This window comes from Alteromonas halophila, assembly GCF_014651815.1.
GTDB lineage: Bacteria > Pseudomonadota > Gammaproteobacteria > Enterobacterales > Alteromonadaceae > Alteromonas > Alteromonas halophila.
Window position 1 is genome coordinate 305,455 of sequence record NZ_BMXP01000003.1, and the last position, 19,580, is coordinate 325,034.

The 19,580-nt window shown below is 47.3% G+C and carries 20 protein-coding genes and 1 tRNA gene; 12 read left to right on the forward strand and 9 right to left on the reverse strand.

What is annotated here, in order from left to right; genetic code table 11:
• Window positions 1-209: 209 nt before the first annotated feature.
• The 6 genes from IE054_RS08540 to IE054_RS17905 form a co-directional block, all read right to left on the reverse strand.
• Complete coding sequence (locus IE054_RS08540) at window positions 210-1,331, reverse strand: ABC transporter permease (RefSeq protein ID WP_189405338.1); 1,122 nt, start codon at window positions 1,329-1,331, stop codon at window positions 210-212.
• Entirely contained in the window at window positions 1,324-2,229 is a 906-nt protein-coding gene (locus IE054_RS08545; RefSeq protein WP_189405340.1) for an ABC transporter ATP-binding protein, read from the reverse strand. The genes IE054_RS08540 and IE054_RS08545 overlap by 8 nt, the downstream gene beginning before the upstream one ends.
• Window positions 2,226-3,134 (reverse strand): transposase, encoded by a 909-nt coding sequence (locus IE054_RS08550; protein ID WP_189405342.1) that lies wholly within the window; start codon window positions 3,132-3,134, stop codon window positions 2,226-2,228. The genes IE054_RS08545 and IE054_RS08550 overlap by 4 nt, the downstream gene beginning before the upstream one ends.
• A complete protein-coding gene (locus IE054_RS08555) occupies window positions 3,118-4,110 on the reverse strand; it encodes a HEAT repeat domain-containing protein (protein WP_189405344.1) in 993 nt (330 codons plus the stop codon). The genes IE054_RS08550 and IE054_RS08555 overlap by 17 nt, the downstream gene beginning before the upstream one ends.
• 193 nt (window positions 4,111-4,303) lie before the next feature.
• Window positions 4,304-4,429 (reverse strand): hypothetical protein, encoded by a 126-nt coding sequence (locus IE054_RS17900; protein WP_268245061.1) that lies wholly within the window; start codon window positions 4,427-4,429, stop codon window positions 4,304-4,306.
• Between the two features lie 10 nt (window positions 4,430-4,439).
• Window positions 4,440-4,562 (reverse strand): hypothetical protein, encoded by a 123-nt coding sequence (locus IE054_RS17905; protein WP_268245062.1) that lies wholly within the window; start codon window positions 4,560-4,562, stop codon window positions 4,440-4,442.
• A gap of 459 nt (window positions 4,563-5,021) precedes the next feature.
• Between IE054_RS17905 and IE054_RS08560 the strand changes: the two genes are divergently transcribed.
• Genes IE054_RS08560 through IE054_RS08585 form a run of 6 tightly spaced genes read left to right on the forward strand, consistent with a single transcriptional unit; the run spans window position 5,022 to window position 10,759 of the window.
• Window positions 5,022-5,714, forward strand: a complete 693-nt coding sequence (locus tag IE054_RS08560; protein WP_189405347.1) for a YIP1 family protein — start codon at window positions 5,022-5,024, stop codon at window positions 5,712-5,714.
• 60 nt (window positions 5,715-5,774) lie between these two features.
• On the forward strand, window positions 5,775-6,923 hold the full coding sequence (locus tag IE054_RS08565) for an efflux RND transporter periplasmic adaptor subunit (RefSeq protein WP_189405349.1): 1,149 nt from the start codon (window positions 5,775-5,777) through the stop codon (window positions 6,921-6,923).
• Complete coding sequence (locus IE054_RS08570; RefSeq protein ID WP_189405351.1) at window positions 6,923-7,675, forward strand: ABC transporter ATP-binding protein; 753 nt, start codon at window positions 6,923-6,925, stop codon at window positions 7,673-7,675. The genes IE054_RS08565 and IE054_RS08570 overlap by 1 nt, the downstream gene beginning before the upstream one ends.
• Window positions 7,668-8,906, forward strand: coding sequence for an ABC transporter permease (locus IE054_RS08575; RefSeq protein WP_189405353.1), 1,239 nt, complete (start codon window positions 7,668-7,670; stop codon window positions 8,904-8,906). The genes IE054_RS08570 and IE054_RS08575 overlap by 8 nt, the downstream gene beginning before the upstream one ends.
• A 13-nt stretch (window positions 8,907-8,919) precedes the next feature.
• A complete protein-coding gene (locus IE054_RS08580; protein ID WP_189405355.1) occupies window positions 8,920-10,047 on the forward strand; it encodes a sensor histidine kinase in 1,128 nt (375 codons plus the stop codon).
• On the forward strand, window positions 10,025-10,759 hold the full coding sequence (locus IE054_RS08585; protein ID WP_189405357.1) for a LytR/AlgR family response regulator transcription factor: 735 nt from the start codon (window positions 10,025-10,027) through the stop codon (window positions 10,757-10,759). Before IE054_RS08580 ends, IE054_RS08585 begins: the two co-directional genes overlap by 23 nt.
• A gap of 415 nt (window positions 10,760-11,174) precedes the next feature.
• Here IE054_RS08585 and IE054_RS08590 read toward each other — a convergent pair.
• From IE054_RS08590 to mutY, 3 genes are all read right to left on the reverse strand, one after another.
• Window positions 11,175-11,250: transfer RNA gene (locus tag IE054_RS08590), tRNA-Phe, on the reverse strand.
• A gap of 135 nt (window positions 11,251-11,385) precedes the next feature.
• Window positions 11,386-11,658, reverse strand: coding sequence for an oxidative damage protection protein (locus IE054_RS08595; RefSeq protein WP_189405360.1), 273 nt, complete (start codon window positions 11,656-11,658; stop codon window positions 11,386-11,388).
• Window positions 11,659-11,686: 28 nt separating this feature from the next.
• Window positions 11,687-12,736 carry an A/G-specific adenine glycosylase gene (mutY, locus tag IE054_RS08600; RefSeq protein ID WP_189405362.1) on the reverse strand — a complete coding sequence of 350 codons (1,050 nt, stop codon included), beginning with the start codon at window positions 12,734-12,736 and terminating at the stop codon, window positions 11,687-11,689.
• An 83-nt stretch (window positions 12,737-12,819) separates the two neighbouring features.
• Between mutY and IE054_RS08605 the strand changes: the two genes are divergently transcribed.
• From IE054_RS08605 to arcA, 6 genes are all read left to right on the forward strand, one after another.
• The gene (locus IE054_RS08605; RefSeq protein WP_189405364.1) at window positions 12,820-13,533 is read left to right on the forward strand and encodes an alpha/beta fold hydrolase; all 714 of its coding nucleotides are present in this window, start codon (window positions 12,820-12,822) and stop codon (window positions 13,531-13,533) included.
• A 90-nt stretch (window positions 13,534-13,623) separates the two neighbouring features.
• Window positions 13,624-14,343 carry a tRNA (guanosine(46)-N7)-methyltransferase TrmB gene (trmB, locus tag IE054_RS08610; RefSeq protein ID WP_189405366.1) on the forward strand — a complete coding sequence of 240 codons (720 nt, stop codon included), beginning with the start codon at window positions 13,624-13,626 and terminating at the stop codon, window positions 14,341-14,343.
• Entirely contained in the window at window positions 14,343-15,419 is a 1,077-nt protein-coding gene (locus IE054_RS08615) for a methyltransferase (protein ID WP_229805045.1), read from the forward strand. The genes trmB and IE054_RS08615 overlap by 1 nt, the downstream gene beginning before the upstream one ends.
• A gap of 75 nt (window positions 15,420-15,494) precedes the next feature.
• A complete protein-coding gene (glgA, locus tag IE054_RS08620; RefSeq protein ID WP_189405368.1) occupies window positions 15,495-16,955 on the forward strand; it encodes a glycogen synthase GlgA in 1,461 nt (486 codons plus the stop codon).
• A 75-nt stretch (window positions 16,956-17,030) separates the two neighbouring features.
• A complete protein-coding gene (locus IE054_RS08625; protein WP_189405370.1) occupies window positions 17,031-18,689 on the forward strand; it encodes a sensor histidine kinase in 1,659 nt (552 codons plus the stop codon).
• 138 nt (window positions 18,690-18,827) lie between these two features.
• Window positions 18,828-19,535, forward strand: a complete 708-nt coding sequence (gene arcA / locus IE054_RS08630; RefSeq protein ID WP_189405372.1) for a two-component system response regulator ArcA — start codon at window positions 18,828-18,830, stop codon at window positions 19,533-19,535.
• The last annotated feature ends 45 nt before the right edge of the window (window positions 19,536-19,580 follow it).

A 19,580-nucleotide genomic window follows, 5' to 3' on the forward strand; every position in this document is an offset into this window, starting at 1 on the left:
AGCGTGAGCGATTGTCGTCAGGGCGTGAGCGTATCAGCCTGACGAGGCGGGCAAGAGAAGGACTAACAGTTGATGTTTACATAATAGGTCATGAGCTGAACTCCTGATACCTCTTCGTCCTGTTGCAATAGTCCGCTATCGCAAGGAAGTGTCTAGCCGGGTAGTTAGGCACCAACATAATATCGGCCGCCCCACCACCCTGTAGCGGCTTAAATGAACTTAAGGTGTTTGTAGGTGAATTGGCGCATCAAGATTGTTGCCAGTATTTGTACTACGCTAGTGGCGACCAGATAATAAACCTGAAAATCGCTGGACATAATTTTACTTGGCAGTGCAAAAATATACGTCATCGGAAAGAAGCTAAATACATGATAAAAAGGACTGGCGACATAATCTGAGATGGAATAGATGACACCAAACGCGGCCATAGGAAATAAGATGGCAGCGTTTTTTATCGATGTGGAAGATTTATCAATGAGCACACTAACAAATGCATACAAGTAACACCAGAACACGAAACCCAGCGTAAAGGATACGAATAGGGGAAACGCTTTTTCGCGTGCAAAAACCAACAACTCCTGATTACTGAAACTAGTAAAGCCGAAGACATCCAGTGCTATGGCGGTGAAGAAAAAATACAATACCAACCCTTTCACTGCAATACCAAGTGCCGCTATCACTTTACCGTCCACCCACTCCTGAACTTTCATACTCGACATGTACATCTCAGTGATTTTTTCTTCCTTCTCGCTGGTAATTCCTTGCAGCAATAAAGAAAAAGCGCTGAGTACACTGATGCAGACCAGAAACATAAAAACGGTAGTTAAAATTCTACTGTTGGACAAATCCTGCTCACCATTATTGATGTACTTGATTTCAAACCCTGACTGGATTTGCTTATAGACTTCTGGGTCCAATGAAAACTGTAGCGGAATCAAGGCGTCTGACAGCAATTTTGCCAGGAGCATAACATGATTTTTTGCATCAACTTCATCAATAGATACCACATTCAACGTTAACGTTTCACAATCAGAACATTGAACGATATATGCATCTAATTCCTCTTTTTCGAGCATCGATTGTAATTGCGCCTCACTATTACCCTGAACGAGGGTTTTAAGTTGCTCCTCCGATGACAGACGCAAATTTTCAGCTTGTAGCTGATCTTGTAAAAGGATACCAACATTGATAGGGGTTTTGTCCTGAATAACCTCGACAGTCCAGACCCGCAAAAATAGAACGATAGCAATGATACTGAAGCTTATTGCATCACCTTTTATATTAAAGTTGGACATGAATTCAAACTTCGCAAGTGCAAGTGCTCTATCCATGACTGCGCTCCTTTATCACCGTGGCGTGAATGTAGTGTTCACGCAGATTCATAAATTTACCGTAGTAAACCTGTATGTCCTGTCGACACCAAGCGTCGAAAAGTGAAGCCTTCTGCTCTGCAGTAACCTCGTTCTCAGGAACGCTAAAAACATTGTTATCACTTTCAAAATGTTTCAAAAAGTCGAGTTCTGGTGAAGTGGTATGTAACCGAACTGACATGAGTTTCCCAGGATTAGAATGCGCCACATCGAACTGTTCCAAGCGCCCGTCATCCATCAAAAATGTCTGGTCACACATACGCTCCACCAATTCCAGCTGATGTGCACTTAAGACAATCAATGCGCCCTTTTGCTTTCGCTCTTGCAGTAAATTGATGACTAACTCCTGATTGCCAGGGTCCAAACCGGAAAACGGCTCATCAAATACGATGAAAATTGGCTCGTGCATCAAGCAACAAGCAAGTTGAAGCTTTTGTTTATTACCTTTGGACAAAGACTTAAGCTTTGTATTTCGGTATTGCTCCAATTCTGCTTTTACGAGCCACTTTTCTATCAATACCTTACATTCTTCGCCTTTCTTTCCTCGAAGTTCCAACCAGAGTTTTAAGATATCAACGACTTTACCTGAGGACGGTAAGCTCCTTTCTTCGGGCAAAAAGCCAACATCAAATTTGGAATTAATGTCTTGGCCATTCACATGCAACGTAAACTGACCGTCGTAATCACCATCGATTTGAGCCAAAATGCGCAGGAGGGTTGACTTCCCAGCCCCATTTATACCAACAATGCCAACCAAACTGCCTTCTGAACTGTGTACGTCCAATGACAAGTCTTTGAGCACATGCTTGTCTCCGTACTTTTTATTGAGACCTGAGATTTTTAGCATATTTCCAGTCATGCGAGCGATTCCAATTTTAGCAGACGTGTTTTAATGTTTTTCTGTACAAACACAGAACGGTCCCGCGCATAACGTTCGTAATGCCCGATGATATCTTCCAGCGTATCTTGCTTTTTACTCATCGCGTCAATTGCATTGAGCCGGACGCGCTCAATAAGATGATTGTTGGCAATATGGTCAACAACATCATAACTCGAATCGTCGCCAGCAATGACAGCCACATCGAACAAAGCTTTTGTCCCATTGTTGTTGATAATGGATTTGATTTTGCGGTTTTCGGTATCAAACGAGTACTGATCAAGCATTGGGTTTGAAATGGAGTTCTCCATAATATTCAAAGAAATCGAGTACTCATCAGCAGGAAGTTGGTCATGCACATCTAAATGTGCCCTGTAAAGCATGACCTTACCTTCTTGAAGGTTGCTCCTTTCAACGAACTTAAGATTTACCGATTCACCTGGGTAACCAATAACCTTGTCATAGTCGTACTCATAATAGTCACTCCAATAGCCCGAACCGATGTAGCCTACGGTCAGAAAATTGAAATTGTGATCATGCGGCTTATGGTAAAAGAAAGCATCCTCACCATTGATCAGCGTCAGATAGTCCTTTTTGGATGGCCACACGTTTGCTCTGACGAAGAACTTACTACCTTCTGAAGGGGCATGAAGCAATATCACTTGAGAAGAGTAGGTATTGTCCTTCTGAAATTCAGAGTAATTCTTAATTTCATTGGCAATATATTGTCCAAGGAAATGTTTATTATTTGACAATGCCTTCAAGTCCGGGGCTGCAGCTAACAATGACTCTTGGTCAGATGGATCAACTTTGTTCTCATATAGTCGATCTACAAATTCTTGCAGCTCGATGATTTCATGTGTCTTGCAATCAACTGTTAACGGCATACTTCTCTCCATAGAACTCATTCAGGCACCGAATTGAAGCTTCGCGTATCTGTGCACTAGTATCATTTGTGAGTTGCTCGAAAACCGTTTTGGCTTTCTCTGCGTCGTTTAAAAAAATTTCCCGGGCAACTTGCCATCGCACATACAGATTTTCACTTTCCAACAATGGCTTGAGTAGATCACAGGTGCCTTTCACATTTAACATCCGCAGCATGACAGAAGCCATTTGTATCCGTGAGGACAATCCGTCGGCATGAACGGAGCCAACCAGCCGGGATGTTGCAATATCGTATTGAGGCTTGACCAACATTGTATGCTTCGTCTCAGTGATAGAGATAAAGACAGACGGTAAGTCGCATGTCGCAAAAGTAATTCCATCCTGGCCTTTTCTTACAGACATAATAGTGCCCGATGAGTACGTCCGAGTATCAATGACCCCACTAAACTGCTCAGGCGCCCCATGCTCATCACTGAATTTTTCGTGCAGTGTATATTTCGACACTGAACCGCTGCCACTAAGACATTGAATAACCAAGTCATTTGCCTGAATCGTGATACCCTTTTTGGTTCGCCGCTGTTTATGGGCTTTGAGGTTGAATTTGTCCAACACAAACAGCATGACCTCGATGTTCTTGCCTTTGTATAAGTAAATACCAGACGTCGCGCTCTCATCCGTCGTAAACACTGGAGGCTGATATATCGTCATATCATCAACGGCTTCGACTTCCTGGTGTATTCTGGATGTCATTGCTGCTACATCCTGCAGTGTAATGTTATCCAGTGCGGTGCTACATATGCTCTCAAACGAGCCTATGCTCCTCTGACTGATTGATAGATCCAGATCAACGAAAGCAGCCATGAATTCACGATTTTTCACTTCGTCAGTCAAGCTTATATTGTTTTCATACAATTCCCGCAAAGCGCGTTGCGATGCCGGGTCATTGATTATCGCCTTATAGCCTTGTAAATTCTTCACAATGCTGAACTCCATTCAAATCATGGCCATAAAACAACCATGGCCATGTCCAAAATTTACGAAATGCTCTTACCAATGAACACACCGGAGACTATGGCCTTTTTACCTTAATGCGTCCTCTGCATTCCCTTGGTTTCGAGCTATGTAAATTACCGGGGAAAATATCTTAATTAAGTTATTAAGATACGCCCGGTTACAGCTTATTAAGATAGGTCCCGATGACAACACCTACGGCGAAGCACGGCGGCCCACCAACTTCGCAATAGCCTGCACGGTGTGACAAGCTGACTTCGTTGGCTAGCATTGGAATATAAGACATATTGCTCTCCTTATTTAATTTCTGGGCCAAAAGCCACAACGATTGCAACTACTACAGTTACCGGCTCCAGAACACTATCAATTTGCGATGCATTGGTTGGTTCATTGCGTAACATTAATGCATTTGATTTCATGATTTTCTCCTTATCACTAATTTTATATTTTTATCGACATCGTCAAAATGAAATAACCAATTCAACATGAACGCAATCATCGGCGCTCAAAATATCGACAATAATAGATAAAACACAGCTCATTGAAACCGTCAATAAGTTTAATAAATTTTTTTTAAACAAACCTCAAAACAAAAGATTAAAACTTTAATTATCAACAAGTTGAAAAAAAACAAAAAGATCAATCATACATAAAATTATAATTTTTAACGCTAAACACCTCTTTAAAACCACTCATCACCAAATTCAACCAATCATCACTTTTTTAAACATCTTTCGAGCTGATCTCTACATATAATAATTGAACTGTATAAAAGGAATTATTATTGAGACGTGCCAGAAACATTTTTTCACCTTACTAAAAAGCACGCTGATTGAAGTATTATGTAATAATAAATCCCCAGACTTTGGAGAACCGTGATGGCACTATCGATTGGGAATTCTTTGCTGAACATTTATGTGGCACCGACCACATTGTTTGACACTTTGAAAAGCGAGCGTGGACGTTCTCTACTCCCTCTGTTTCTTATCATCGCCATCAGCTTTGCCAGCATCCTGTACTTCTATTCAGGAATGAGCACGGAGTGGCTAGTTGAACAACAAATGTTGCAAGCTCAAGATACATCTCCTGCCGAGATGGAGCAGATGCGCGTTTTTATAGAAGAGAGTGCCTCAGGACTTGGTTGGATGGGGGCTGTTTTCAACGTCATTTATACCCTCATTATGATCTCGGCCTTGTCCGGTTACTTTAAGCTACTCAGTTACAAGCAGCCCCAGTATCGATACGTCGACTGGTTCAGGTTTACCGTTTGGACGCAAATGCCGACTGTTATCTACATGCTAGGGTTCATGGCGTTAATCGCTACGTCTAACACTGCTGACCTACCACTGAACTTGCTCAACTATGCTTCTTTGAACCAGGTAGCGCTGCATCTCCCCTTCGGACATGGTTTGTTTACCTGGGCAGAAACACTCAACCTGTTTTTTATTTGGAGTATAGCGCTGTCAGCACTTGGCCTTCATAGCTGGTTGCAATTGTCGCTATTACGCAGTGCAGTCCTGGCGGCCTTCCCCTATATTGCTACATTTACCGTGTGGGCGCTCTTAGCTTAATCACGTTTCGGTAACGTAAGACCAACAAGCCCATCCAACTCAACCAGCGGAGAAGTTTTTATGAAAAAGGCACTGATAATGACATGCATCATCATGTCAATGGCGAGCTTGGTAGGTTGGATTAATGTGCGAAATGGCCATGATGAGGTGATGGTCAACGTTGAAACCGCTTCAACAGGAGTGTTATCGGACACCGTTCTGTCTTCGGGGAATTTTGTTTTTAATAACCAAATTAAGATACGCCCAGAAGTCTCAGGTCGAGTTAAGCAAATACTGGTTGAAGAAGGTGAATTTATAAGAGAAGGTCAGCTACTTTTGCGATTGGATACAGCAGCATACGCTGCAGAGGTTGAGCGAGCTTCTGCACAAGCTGCACAAAATAGAATTGAGATTGCCCGACAAGAGGAGCGTTTAGCCAATCTGGAAAGGCAGTTGCAACGCAATGTTCAGCTCCTGAATGAAGGCTTCGTGCAAGTTGAAAAGGTTGACGGATTAAAGAGTGCTGTCGCTGTGGCACGCATTGATGTAGACGCCGCTCAGACCGGTTTAGAGCAAGCGAAGGCATCACTGAGCTTAGCTAGGGACAAACTGGCGAAAACCAGCTTTACAGCACCAATGGATGGGCTGGTATCGTCACTAGACATCAAAGCAGGGGAAACTGTCATCGCAGGAACCACAAATATCGTAGGTTCAGATTTAATGACCATTGCTGACCCTAGCGCTATTTTGGCGGAACTTCGTGTTGATGAAGCAGATATTGCCAACGTAAATCTAGACCAACCTGTTGAAGTTTATGCTGCAGCTTACCCAAAGCAAGCATTATCCGGCAACGTTGTAAAAATAGGCACATCGGCTAAAAGATTAAGTAATGGACCGGGGTTAGCATTCGAAGTCAAGGTGCTGATGAACGAAAGTCATGTTAGCCTTTTCCCTGGGATGAGCTGCCGAGCAGAAATCATTACTGCAACAGGAAATTCCACGACTAACGTGCCGATCGCTGCAGTCCAGTATCACGACAACAAAGGCTACGTTTGGCAAGTAGAAAATGGCCGCAGTCGCAAAGTGCCGGTGACGCTAGGTATGGCCACAGATACAGAACAAGCTATCCTATCTGGCCTTAATGTTGGCGACGACGTCATTGTTGGTCCTGCTCGCACCCTGAGCCGCCTGAAAAATGATACGCCTGTGAATGCAGGTAGTTCAAGCTGATGGCCTCCTCACACTCCGATACCGCAAACATCATCGACATGCAAGGCATTTGCAAACATTATCAAATGACCGAAAAGACATTCTGTGCATTGAACGATATTAATCTTTCCATCAACGCCAATGACTATGTCGCAATCACCGGGCCTTCAGGTGCTGGAAAATCCACATTAATGAACATCCTTGGCTGTTTAGACACACCTAGTTCAGGCCAATACCATCTGGCCGGAGTACCGGTCACTCAAATGTCAGAAACTCAGCTTGCCCATATACGTAATCATTCCGTCGGCTTCATTTTCCAGAGCTTTAATTTGTTACCACGCGCCACTGCACTAGAGAATGTCATGCAGCCTCTGGTGTTTCGGTTTATCGCCATGAAAGCCCGGAAAGCGCGCGCTGCCGAAGCACTTCGGCGAGTGGGCCTTAGCGACAAAATGCACCATTTCCCCAGCCAGTTATCCGGGGGACAACGACAACGTGTAGCGATTGCCCGAGCCTTAGTTACTAATCCAGAAGTCCTTCTGGGAGACGAACCTACCGGAAATCTAGACAGTCATACTACCCGTGAAATCATGCAGTTATTTGATGAAATCCATGACAGCGGGCAGACTATTATTCTGATAACCCATGAGACAGAGATTGCGAATCATTGCTATCGCGTCATTAATATTAACGATGGTCAAATCGTCTCCAACACTAACCATATGCGCACAGAAAAATGTCCAATTGCGATGGAGCAAGTCGCTCATGTATAGCAGTCTGCTTGCAACCATTGAGGGTTTTCGCGCGGCTTTACATTCCATACGCGCCCATGGCATGCGCAGCATGCTGACTATGCTAGGGGTTATCATCGGTGTTGCGGCAGTCATAACCGTGGTTGCGATAACGCAAGGCCTGAGCTATTCCATCAAACAGCAGCTAGATGATCTGGGCAGTGATATGGTCACGATACGCGCCTATACAACGTCAGAACAAGAACTCCTCGGGTTTGAGAACACCCTCAGTTATGACGATTTCCTCGCTCTCAAAGGTAAAGTCAGCGGGTTGGAAGACATGACTGCCATGATGCAACCATTCAGCTTCGGCAGTAGTGTCCGCTTTGGACGAAATTCAACCCATACACAAATTATAGGTAGCGATAGCAGTTACCAAAATGTGGTTCGCACCTACCCCCAAATGGGACGCTTTCTGTCTGAAAGTGATGACCTGCGCCGTCGACGTGTGGCCTTTTTAGGTTCGAGCCTGATTGAAAAACTAAAAATGCCTGACTCTCCTGTGGGTGAATTCGTTAGTCTGAATGGCGAATGGTTTAGGGTAATTGGCGTCGCTGAGACGGTGGGCAGTTTTTTTGGATTTGATCAGGACAATTATATCATTGCACCATTTAGTACTATGCGATCACTTGCGGGTAAGGAGGTTACACGTAATATAGACATAATGTTTCGCCCTTCAAAAGGAGCGTCATTACCAGAAATCCAACGGCAAATCACACAAATTTTGCGCAAGCGGCACGGTCTACAAAAAGATGATCCTGATGATTTTGAGTTCCGCAGTGCTGAAAAGACTAAGAAGCAATTTAACTCTGTAACCCAAACGGTCACATTGGTGGCAGGCGGGGTAGTAGGTGTCAGTTTATTGGTCGGTGGTATAGGCATAATGAATATTATGCTGGTTTCTGTCACCGAGAGAACCCGAGAAATTGGGACTGTCAAAGCGCTGGGGGCGCCCCCCTCGTTTATTATGATCCAATTTCTAATCGAAGCATTGATTCTATCGTTGCTTGGCGGCCTACTGGGTATTTTGTTGGGCTATGGCTTTGCGGCATTCATTACATTACTATTGCCAAACCTAACCGAAGTACTGGTTCCGTTTTGGGCAATTTTACTAGCATTAAGCTTCACGACTGCAATTGGGGTTATCTTTGGTCTCGCTCCAGCCTCAAAGGCAGCAAGGTTAAACCCCATTGACGCCCTAAAATACGAATAAGAACGTAACAATAATGTTAAAACAGTTTTTTACGACGTATTTGCAAATCACAACTTCTCTGAGTAACCGCTATTTAAAAGCTCAATCTCTTACCCTCCTGATTTACTTCACTTATGGAGTGTCAAACCTTTTGGTACTCGACGTGAGTGCAATGCCCGGTTCACCCCAAGAATACGCTTTGCGCAGCCTCATTGACAGCGTTGTTTTTGTATTGCTGAGCCATTTCCTTTTAAGAAGCCATCTTAAACTGTTTGTCCTCAACAAGGGCATCACATTAATACGGTCTTTTTACACTTTCGTCGTACTGCTACTTGCCTGCTACCTGTATGTACTAACCGTCACCCTGGTACGTAAACTGCCTGTTTTCGCGGCCAGCCAAACAGAATCCATTACGTTTGAAATGAATGGCAAAAATGTGCATCTTACAATGGAGGATCCGACACTCTGGTTTCTAATGATCACCAACGTTGGCATCTTCTACCTAGGCTGGATACTGCTCTACACATTCTGGCATTCGTCCAAATCAAAAAAAAAGCTACAGAGACAAATGCAAGAAGCGCGTATTCAACAACTGACCAACCAATTAAGTCCCCACTTTCTGTTTAATACCATGAATAGCATCCGCGCACTCATTTTTGAAGATCGGGAGAAGGCAGCCAACCTTGTGACACAGCTGTCAGAAATATTCCGAACTCACCTCCAGGCACACCTTCAGTCAAAAGCCTCGCTGGAACAGGAGTGGAATGTAGCCGAGCGTTATCTTATTATTGAGCAAGCCCGACTCGAAGAGCGCTTGCAGATAACTTGCTCAATAGACGATGAATTGTGGCAACAACCACTCCCTACTCTCTCATTACTTACATTGGTAGAAAACGCGATCAAACATGGCATTGCCCCAAACCCGGATAGTGGCTCGCTGAACATATATTCCGAAGTAATAGGCAAGAGTCGCTGGCGGTTAACCGTGCGCAACAGCGTTTCAAACCACCTTGTAGATGAAGGTACAAAGACCGGACTAAAAAATACTCATGACCGTTTGCAGTTGATGTTTGGTGAAAACATGACCTATAGCGCCAAACGAGAAAGTCATGAATTTATTGTAACTATTGAAATGCCCTATGCTAAATACACTCATAGTTGATGATGAACGTCTGGCACGTGCTGAACTGAAGAGGCTGCTTAGGCAGTACCCACAAGTCAATATCGTCGCTGAAGCCGAAAACGCAGACACGGCGATTAGAATGCTGCGCGAGAATGAGATTTCACTCATCTTTCTGGATATCCAGATGCCACGCATGACCGGGCTGGAGATGGCAGAGGAAATAGATAAAAATATCCAATGTGTTTTTTGTACGGCATATGACCAATATGCCGCTGATGCATTTACTCTGAATGCCACTGATTATTTGGTGAAGCCCATAGAACCGGAGCGACTGGCTGCGTGTGTCACAAAAGTAGAAAATGTCGCAAAAAGGGCCTCTCAGGAACCGGTACCAGAGACGAACAGTTATTTAACAGACTCGCACGGCGTCCTACTGAAGTTTGGCGAAATCAACAAGGTGGTGCGGTTGTACGATATTGAGCGATTTGAAAGCATTGGTAATCATACTGCTGTCTATAGTTCTCATGGTAAAGCCTACGTGCACAGCTCGTTGTCTAAAATCGAGGCAAAACTAAACCCACAGTACTTTTTCAAAGCGAACAGGGGAGATGTTCTCCGTATTGACTGCATTGATCGCATTGAGCCAGGGGTTAAAGCCGGTAGCTCACTAGCATTTTTGCGCTCAGGACACGAAATTGAGATCAGCCGACGACAGGTACAGCATTTAAAACAATTATTTACTCGGTTCTGATCGAATTAGCGGTATTCGCATTAATGCCCCGGATCGAGTGAGCTGTTTGGCCGGACTGTATGCATCGCAACTGCCTGCGTGTACATCTCACCTTAACGAGCAAAACTGGTTGCCCGTTTCCACTCGTGATAAGTCGCAATCGAAACCACAAATCCCAGTGCAATATATGGTTTGTCTACTTTTAGTGCACTGTCCGTTCGAGGACTGCGTTTATACGAGCTTCTATTGCGCTTGGCTTATAGTCGACTCCAGTGGATCGAGCTAGTTTTTGGGTCCCCCCTCCGTAAATGCGAGGCTTTTAATAATGATGCCCAGAGGCGGAGTCGCAACGCGCTGTGCCAGCAGCGCCGGCACGGTCGGTGCGTATTCATCCCCGGAAACTAAAAAGCCCCGCAAATGCGAGGCTTTTCAATAATGGTGCCCAGAGGCGGAATCGAACCACCGACACGAGGATTTTCAATCCACTGCTCTACCAACTGAGCTATCTGGGCGAATTTGGTAGCGTTTCTGACGTTACCGCCTGTCTCGCTGTGGGTGCGTATTAAACGGATTTCGCACCGCCAAGTCAACTCTTTTTCCAGGATTTTTTATCAAATGCGCAGTCTTTGTGCAATCCGGCCGATTATTTACTCACTTGGGGGCACATACCCTTCAATTGTCGGTTGTTTACCTTCAAACAGAAACGCTTCCATTTTTTCTTCCAGAAACTTTCTGGATTCCGGTTCCATCATATTCAGCTTGTTTTCGTTGATCAGCATGGTTTGCTTTTTCTGCCATTCTGCCCAGGCTTCTTTTGAAATATTGTCGTAAATACGCTTACCCAGTTCGCCCGGGTACATTTGAAAGTCCAGCCCTTCTGCTTCTTTATCGAGGTGCTGACAGTAAACGGTTCTGCTCATGCTTGCTCCTTATTCATTCACCGGCATCTTACAAAAGATGGCGGACTTGTTGGATAATTTTTTTAGTGGGCGCGGCCATGCCTACTTCAATGTCGCTGTCGATATTAAACCAGCCTGCGCCGGACTCACTTACCTGACTTTTGGGTTCGCCATCCAGCATAGCCAGCACCGGTTGTATGTCGAGGTGAAAGTGACTGAACGTATGCCGAAAGCCAGGCAGGGGTTGCCACTGCGCCGCCGCGCCCAGTTGCCGGCGTCTGATTACCTGCATAGCCTCATCTTCGGACTGCGCCTCTATAAACCCGTACAGACCGCCCCATAGTCCGGCACTGGGACGCTGTTCCAGATACACCGAGCGCTGGAAAAATGGGATCACCAGTTGGGTGCTGCGCACTGGCAACGTCTTTTTAGGCTTTTTGCCAGGATATTCCTGCTGCGTTCCCTGCGCATAAGCCAGGCAGTCACGCTGTACCGGGCAGTGATCGCAGTCGGGCTTGCTGCGGGTACACACCATGGCCCCTAAGTCCATCATCGCCTGAGTGTACTGTGCGCAGCGCGTTTCCGGAGTACGTGCTTCTGCCAGTGCCCATAACGCATTTTCCACTTTCTTTTGCCCCGGCCAGCCGCCGATAGCCTGATGCCGGGCAAGTACCCGCTTCACATTGCCATCTAAAATGGCGTGCCGCTGCTGTTGTGCCAGTGACAAAATGGCCCCGGCGGTAGATCTGCCAATGCCCGGTAGTGCCATCACCTCATCCAGCGTAGAGGGAAACTCGCCGTTATGCTGTTCTTCGATTAGTCTGGCGGCTTTGTGCAGGTTGCGGGCACGCGCATAATAACCCAGCCCGGTCCAGTGATGCAGTACCTCGTCCTGACTGGCCGCCGCCAGCGCAGAAACGCTCGGGAATGAGGTCATAAACCGCTCAAAATACGGAATAACCGTACTGACCTGGGTCTGCTGCAACATAATTTCAGACACCCACACCTTGTAGGACGTGACCGCCTGCTGCCAGGGCAAGTGCTTGCGACCATGCGCATCAAACCATTCCAATACCCGTGTGGCAAAACTCTTCGACATACAATACTGACCTGTCACCTACAATTACTGCCTCTATGGTATCATGCGCCAGGACATTCAATGATTGAAAAACGGGGAAAGCTTTGAGCCTGACATCACCAGTACTATTCCTGCCCGGCACACTGTGCGACGAGCGGGTTTGGCTGCCGGTATGGCGCCAGTTACACCTGACTCAGCGCCGCTATGTACCGCTTCAGTGGGCGGCCTCACTGGAAGAGATGCTGGCCCTCACCGCGGACCGGGTTCTGGATAATGAGCGCGTGCACCTGGTGGGGTATTCCATGGGCGGATATATCGCGGCCCACTATGCCCTGTCGCACCCACAGCACGTCGCGTCACTGACGCTGATAGGCTATGACCCAGATGGCTTATCAAAAGATGAGCTGGCGCGCCGCAAACAACTGGTCGCGGCACTGAAGAAAGGACAGTTCAATCCGGCAGCTAAGCCGTTCGTTCAGCGCTTTGTTCATCCCCGGCACCAGCAGTCGCCCGAAGTGGCTGGTGTGGTGACAGATATGGCCAGGGATCTGGGTAAAAACACCCTGCTGGCCCATACACAGTCTACTACGCCGCGCCAAAATCTGACTGCTAAACTTAAAATCGCACCGTTTTCCATTAATATTCTGGGGGCCAAAGACGATGCGGTGGCACCGTATGGCGATCTTAAGCGTGCGTCACGCGCGCTTGACGCGGCGCAAACTGAATTTCTGGATGACACCGCGCATATGATGCTACTGGAGCAGCCCGATGTCGTTGCCCGTCTTATTCAGGCATGGCTGGACATTTCCGGGCCGTAATTCTGGTTAAATTTCCATGCAAATGATTGCATATACGCGTGGAGACTGGATAATGCCGCACCAGCGAACGACGCGCATGTGAGGGGAGTTATGGGGCAGTTTAAAAATCAGGCCGAGGCTGAAGCCGCCGGCGTTTATATCAGCAAAGTAAAAAGCTATGTAAAACGCGAGGGACGACTCACCCGTGCCCAGGCGCGTGCGTTGGAAGAGCACTGGCCTACCATGGGCATTGAGTATGCCGAACGCCGTCTGGACCTGACTGAAGAGTTTGGCCGCAGCGCGCCGGTCGTGCTGGAAATTGGCTTTGGCATGGGCAAATCGCTGGTTGAAATGGCGGCCGCCGCACCGGATAAAGATTTTATCGGCATTGAAGTGCACCGTCCGGGTGTTGGTGCCTGCCTTGCTGAAGCAGGTGAGTTAGGTCTTACCAACCTGCGGGTGATGGAGCATGATGCGGTTGAAGTATTCCAGCATATGCTGCCCGATGCAGCGCTTACCCGTTTGCAACTTTTCTTCCCTGACCCCTGGCATAAGAAACGTCATCACAAACGCCGTATCGTCCAGCCAGAATTTGTACAGCGCGTGCGCGAGAAGCTTACCATTGGCGGTCACTTCCATATGGCCACAGACTGGGAAAACTACGCAGAGCATATGGCTGAGGTAATGGACAACGCCGACGGGTATACCAATACCGCCTCTGAAGGCCACTATGTTCCGCGCCCTGATTACCGCCCGGTTACCAAATTTGAAACCCGCGGGCAAAAGCTTGGGCATGGCGTGTGGGATCTGATTTACGAGCGGGTCAGCTGATGCTTAGTCCGCAATGTCAGCTTCTTGAACGTAACCTCGGCATCTTTGATGAAGGTGAATGGGTCTTTATCAATCCCACAGACGCTTATTTTACTGATGCTTTGAAACACAGGCCACTGACGGTCCTGCACCAGTACTTTGACATGTTCAGTGAAAGTGTACGCGTGGTCCCCTCCTATACTCTGGACTCCCGGGACGTGGAATCAGGCGGACTACGCTGTGAACAGAAGGTGGGCCATCATCAGCACGTGTTCACGCCCTTTGAAACGCGTCACCAGTGCGCGACCGATGTGCTGGTGTTTCTGCCAAAGGCCAAGGCCCATTTCTCAATGAACCTGCGTATGGCGGCCGGTATGCTAAAGCCCGGTGGCCGTATTCATGTGGTAGGGGAGAATAAAGGCGGCATTAAAAGTGCAGCCAAACTGATGCAACAATACGGTGCCACGCAAAAAGTAGATTCAGCCCGCCATTGCAGCCTGATCACCACACAGGTGGAAGATACGCATGCCGCTTTCGAACCGTCTGCCTGGCTGGAAACCCATACGTTTGAGGCGGACACAACCGAATGGGATGTCGTGACGATGCCCGGTGTCTTTAGTCACGGCGAACTCGATCCAGGCAGCCGTCTGCTACTTGAAAAACACTACGACGGGATGCGCGGCAGCGTGCTGGATTTTGCCTGCGGCGCAGGCGTGATTGGCAGTTACCTGATGAAGCGCTATCCGCACCTCACGTTAGAAATGCTGGATGTCAGTGCTATTGCTCTGTATTGCTGTGCACTGACGCTGGCTGAGAATCAACAGGTGGCGCGCCTTATTGCTGCTAACGGTTTGTATGGTGTTGACACCAGGGTTGACCATATTATTACTAATCCCCCCTTTCACAGCGGGATTAAAACTGACTACACCATTACCAAACGCTTTATTGCCGATGCTAAACGGGTACTGAATACGGGCGGCCGCCTGCAAATGGTGGCGAATCGGTTTTTGCCCTACCCAGGCTTGCTGTCTGAGCATTTTACACGGGTACACACGGTCGCGCAGACGTCTCAGTTTTCTGTCTATATGACCGCGTAATATAGCAGTTAGCCACCAGGCTGTGCTAATTTAACAACAGGATGCGCTCCTGCGGATTAAAATGAGGACAGCAATGTGAATATTGTGTTTGCCATCTCTGAAGTAGAGGAACTGGTAAAAACAGGCGGCCTGGCAGACGTTGGCAAAGCGCTGCCACTGGCACTACAAAAAATGGGGCATGATGTCACAATTGTGATGCCCTGTTACCAGGAGCTAAGCGCGACACAAAAGCTACAAACGGTTGGTACCGAACAAACACTCTTTGCAGAAGGCCAGGTGTATCACTACACAATCCGGCAACTGACCTGGCGCGGCATCAACGTGTATCTGGTCGATTACCCTGACTATTTTGACCGTGACGGTTTGTATTCGTCAGCCTATAACGCGTTTGAAGATAATGGCGAGCGGTTCAGCTTTTTCTCTGGCGCAGTGTTGCAGGTTTTACAGGCTGTCGAGCTGCACCCTGATATCATCCATTGTCATGACTGGCATGCGGCCATGCTGCCATTTTTACTGCGTCATGAGCGAAGTGGTTACTTCAGCCAGACACGCACCGTGTTTACCATTCATAACGCCGCATTTCAGGGCGTTCACCGACTGGACAGTATTCCTTTTCTGCGCCATCACCCTGCAATTCTGTCGCAGGTTCATGGTGGCTATATCAATATGCTGCAAAGCGGTATTACGTTTGCCGACAAAATTACCACCGTGTCGCCTAATTACGCACTGGAGCTGCTCACTGATCTTGGCAGCCACGGCCTGCACGAACGGCTTGTCACCCGTCAGCAGGATCTGATTGGCATTCTCAACGGCTGCGACTACAGCCAGTGGAACCCGGCAACCGACACGCAGCTTACGGTCAACTATGACACGGACACACTACACAAGAAGACTGACTGTAAGGCGCACCTGCAAACGTCCAATGGGCTCACTGAGGACAGCAAAACGCCGGTAATTGGTATGGTGTGCCGCCTCACCGAGCAAAAAGGGTTTGGTTACCTGGTACCGATTCTTGATGCCCTGATGCAGCACAATCTGCAAATGGTTATTGTGGGGACAGGCGATCCGAAAGTGTGCATGGATTTAGGCGAGTATGCCCAGCAACATCCCCGTCAGTTCGCGTTTATTAATGGCTTTAGCAACAGCCACGCGCACCAGGTCGAAGCAGGTGCCGACTTCTTTTTAATGCCATCGCAGTTCGAGCCATGCGGACTCAATCAAATGTACAGCCTGGCGTATGGCACCGTGCCTATTGTACGTGGGGTGGGCGGACTCAAAGATACGGTTATTGATTATCAGCACCAGGATCGGGCCACCGGATTTGTTTTCGATGATCCTACACCTGAGGCATTGCTTAACTGTATTCGGCGCGCGCTGTTGTTTTATCACGAACACCCACAGCAGTTTAAAGCGATGCAACTGCGTGGTATGCATACCCGGTTTACCTGGAAAGATGCAGCAACGCATTACGGCGCTTTATATAGCGCGTTGATAGCGCAGGAAAGCTTTAATCAGGACAACGTAACATCAGCCTGATCGCTAAGCTTTCCTTTTGCTCAAAGTTAGGCCACTATTGAAGCAAACGCGTAGAAATCTATCTAACTAATAATAATGACAGACACGATAGTAAGACTCTCAATAAAGAGCTTATTTCTTTGGGTGGTTATGGCAATCGCGACCATCACCCTGGTTATATCGTCGAGCCTGTCTATTTACACGCAAATAAAAACCTACCGCGAGGAACTGGAAGAAAATGTCGTTATGCTCGCCAGGCTGGTTGCATCCAATGCCGATACGCACCTTACATCTGGCGATTCGGATAACTCAGAAGCGCGACTGACCAGTCTGGATGTGGCAGACATGGTTCTGAATGTTCACATTTATCGCACCATCGATGTGAATGCCCGACCGCCACTGGCCCTGGAACGGTTTGCCGACTACAACCGTAAAGGCCAGACTACGCTACCCAATCAGGCAAAACAGCTTCTTACGCTGGAAGGAAAGCCGCGTATATCAGCAAACGGCAACTTTATCGAAGTCGCCAGCCGGATTAAAACCGTCGATAACAGTATGCAACTGGGCTGGGTATATCTGCGTGCGTCTGCTGAAAGTTATAACAAGCTGGTTGGCCAGTCTATCCTGCTGAATATGAGCGTGATGTTTGTCATGATGCTTATCAGTTTCCTGCTGGCGCTGCGGCTTCAGCGCATCATTACCGGCCCCATCGAGCAACTGGCTAATTTTCTGCAGCGTACTTCCCGGCAACGTGATTATTCAGCCCGTGCCGACGATTCTAATATTCGCGAGTTGTGTGTGTTATCTGATGCGGTGAATGTGATGCTGGCCCGCATTCAGGAATACATGCAAAAACAGCGTCAGGCCGAAGAGCAACATCGAAAACTGAATGCGTCGCTCGAAGACATGGTTAGTCAGCGCACGCTGGCACTGAAAGATGCTAACCAGGAACTGATCCATACGCTGGAGAAGCTGCACCAGTTTCAGCGGCAGATTGTGCAGAATGAAAAAATGGCATCGCTGGGAGATATGGTGGCCGGGGTCGCCCATGAAGTTAACACGCCGATTGGCCTTGGGGTGACTGCCTCGACCATGATGCTGGACCGCCTGACGGTGATTGAACGCGAATTTGAGAACAAGACGCTGAAAGCCAGTACCATGAGGAAATTTCTGACCGAAAGTCAGGAAAACCTTAACATTATTTACCGCAATCTAAACCGCGCCGCAGAATTAATTTCAAGTTTCAAACAGGTCGCGGTCGATCAATCCTCGGAAAACAGTCGATCTTTTTGCTTTGCACAACTGGTTAATGAGATACTACTGTCGTTGCGGCCTCGTCTTAAAAAATTCCAGCATAATGTCAACATCGAGTGCGACCCGACCCTCACTGTTGAGACGAAAGCTGGCCCCATTAATCAGGTACTGATAAACCTGATCATGAACTCTATTATTCATGGGTTTGAAGGGATTAACGATGGCCAAATCGATATATGTGCCGAGTTGGTAACGAATAATAAATTAAAAGTTGTATACCGTGACAACGGCAAAGGGATCCCGAAAGATATTCGTAAGCGCATTTTTGATCCCTTCGTTACCACAAAACGTGGTCAGGGTGGATCCGGTCTGGGTATGCACCTTGTATATAACCTGGTAACCCAGGCGCTAAACGGGTCTATTTCACTGACCAGTGAAGAAGGTGAGGGCGTAGAGTTTGTCATTGTGTTTCCGGTTACCAATGCCAAAACCGGCAAATAAGTGTAAGTTTATAAACGATTTGCTTGAAAAACGTTCGGTAACCCCAATACCTTGACTTTCAAAATACAATATGAACTTGCAAACAAAGTCGCGAATATTAAACTTTAGCAGTTATCTAGATAAAGAGTGTGAATTAGCATGCAGACGCCAAACGTATTAATCGTAGAAGATGAAGTGGTCACACGGACCACACTAAAAAGCTTATTTGAGGCGGAAGGGTACAATGTATTTGAAGCGGAAAATGGCGAGCAAATGCATGACTTCTTCGAAAACCACTCCATCAACCTGGTTATCATGGATATTAACCTGCCGGGTAAAAATGGGCTTATTCTGGCCCGTGAAGTCCGTGACAGAAAGAATGTTGGTCTTATCTTCCTGACCGGCAGAGACAATGATGTTGACCGTATTCTGGGCCTGGAAATTGGTGCGGATGATTACCTCACCAAGCCATTCAACCCCCGCGAGCTCACTATCCGCGCGCGTAATTTGTTATCACGCACTACCAATGCCAGCGAAGATGATGACCTGCCAAGCCGCGTCAGCTTTAATGGCTGGACACTCGACGGTGACAGCCGCTCGCTTATCGCGCCATCGGGTAAAGAGTTCCGTTTACCCCGCAGTGAGTTCCGCGCCCTGCATCTGTTTTTGAGCAATCCGGGTAAGATCCTGACCCGTGAACAGCTCATCATGGAAATGACAGGCCGTGAACTGCGCCCCAACGATCGCACGGTGGACGTCACCATTCGCCGTATTCGTAAGCATTTTGAATCAGAGCCGAATGATGAAGAGCTGATCGTAACCATCCACGGCGAAGGCTATCGCTTCTGCGGTGCTGTCGACGGTTAACGGTGAGTTCCTGCAGCACCTCGTGCTGACTATATAAAAAACTCC

Bases quoted from the DNA above. Each gene is read 5' to 3' on its own strand.
- IE054_RS08540 (WP_189405338.1), bottom strand. From the start codon at position 1,331: ATGGATAGAGCACTTGCACTTGCGAAGTTTGAATTCATGTCCAACTTT.
- IE054_RS08545 (WP_189405340.1), bottom strand. From the start codon at position 2,229: ATGACTGGAAATATGCTAAAAATCTCAGGTCTCAATAAAAAGTACGGA.
- IE054_RS08550 (WP_189405342.1), bottom strand. From the start codon at position 3,134: ATGCCGTTAACAGTTGATTGCAAGACACATGAAATCATCGAGCTGCAA.
- IE054_RS17900 (WP_268245061.1), bottom strand. From the start codon at position 4,429: ATGTCTTATATTCCAATGCTAGCCAACGAAGTCAGCTTGTCACACCGT.
- IE054_RS17905 (WP_268245062.1), bottom strand. From the start codon at position 4,562: ATGAAATCAAATGCATTAATGTTACGCAATGAACCAACCAATGCATCG.
- IE054_RS08560 (WP_189405347.1), top strand. From the start codon at position 5,022: ATGGCACTATCGATTGGGAATTCTTTGCTGAACATTTATGTGGCACCG.
- IE054_RS08565 (WP_189405349.1), top strand. From the start codon at position 5,775: ATGAAAAAGGCACTGATAATGACATGCATCATCATGTCAATGGCGAGC.
- IE054_RS08570 (WP_189405351.1), top strand. From the start codon at position 6,923: ATGGCCTCCTCACACTCCGATACCGCAAACATCATCGACATGCAAGGC.
- IE054_RS08575 (WP_189405353.1), top strand. From the start codon at position 7,668: ATGTATAGCAGTCTGCTTGCAACCATTGAGGGTTTTCGCGCGGCTTTA.
- IE054_RS08580 (WP_189405355.1), top strand. From the start codon at position 8,920: ATGTTAAAACAGTTTTTTACGACGTATTTGCAAATCACAACTTCTCTG.
- IE054_RS08585 (WP_189405357.1), top strand. From the start codon at position 10,025: ATGCTAAATACACTCATAGTTGATGATGAACGTCTGGCACGTGCTGAA.
- IE054_RS08595 (WP_189405360.1), bottom strand. From the start codon at position 11,658: ATGAGCAGAACCGTTTACTGTCAGCACCTCGATAAAGAAGCAGAAGGG.
- mutY (WP_189405362.1), bottom strand. From the start codon at position 12,736: ATGTCGAAGAGTTTTGCCACACGGGTATTGGAATGGTTTGATGCGCAT.
- trmB (WP_189405366.1), top strand. From the start codon at position 13,624: ATGGGGCAGTTTAAAAATCAGGCCGAGGCTGAAGCCGCCGGCGTTTAT.
- IE054_RS08615 (WP_229805045.1), top strand. From the start codon at position 14,343: ATGCTTAGTCCGCAATGTCAGCTTCTTGAACGTAACCTCGGCATCTTT.
- IE054_RS08625 (WP_189405370.1), top strand. From the start codon at position 17,031: ATGACAGACACGATAGTAAGACTCTCAATAAAGAGCTTATTTCTTTGG.
- arcA (WP_189405372.1), top strand. From the start codon at position 18,828: ATGCAGACGCCAAACGTATTAATCGTAGAAGATGAAGTGGTCACACGG.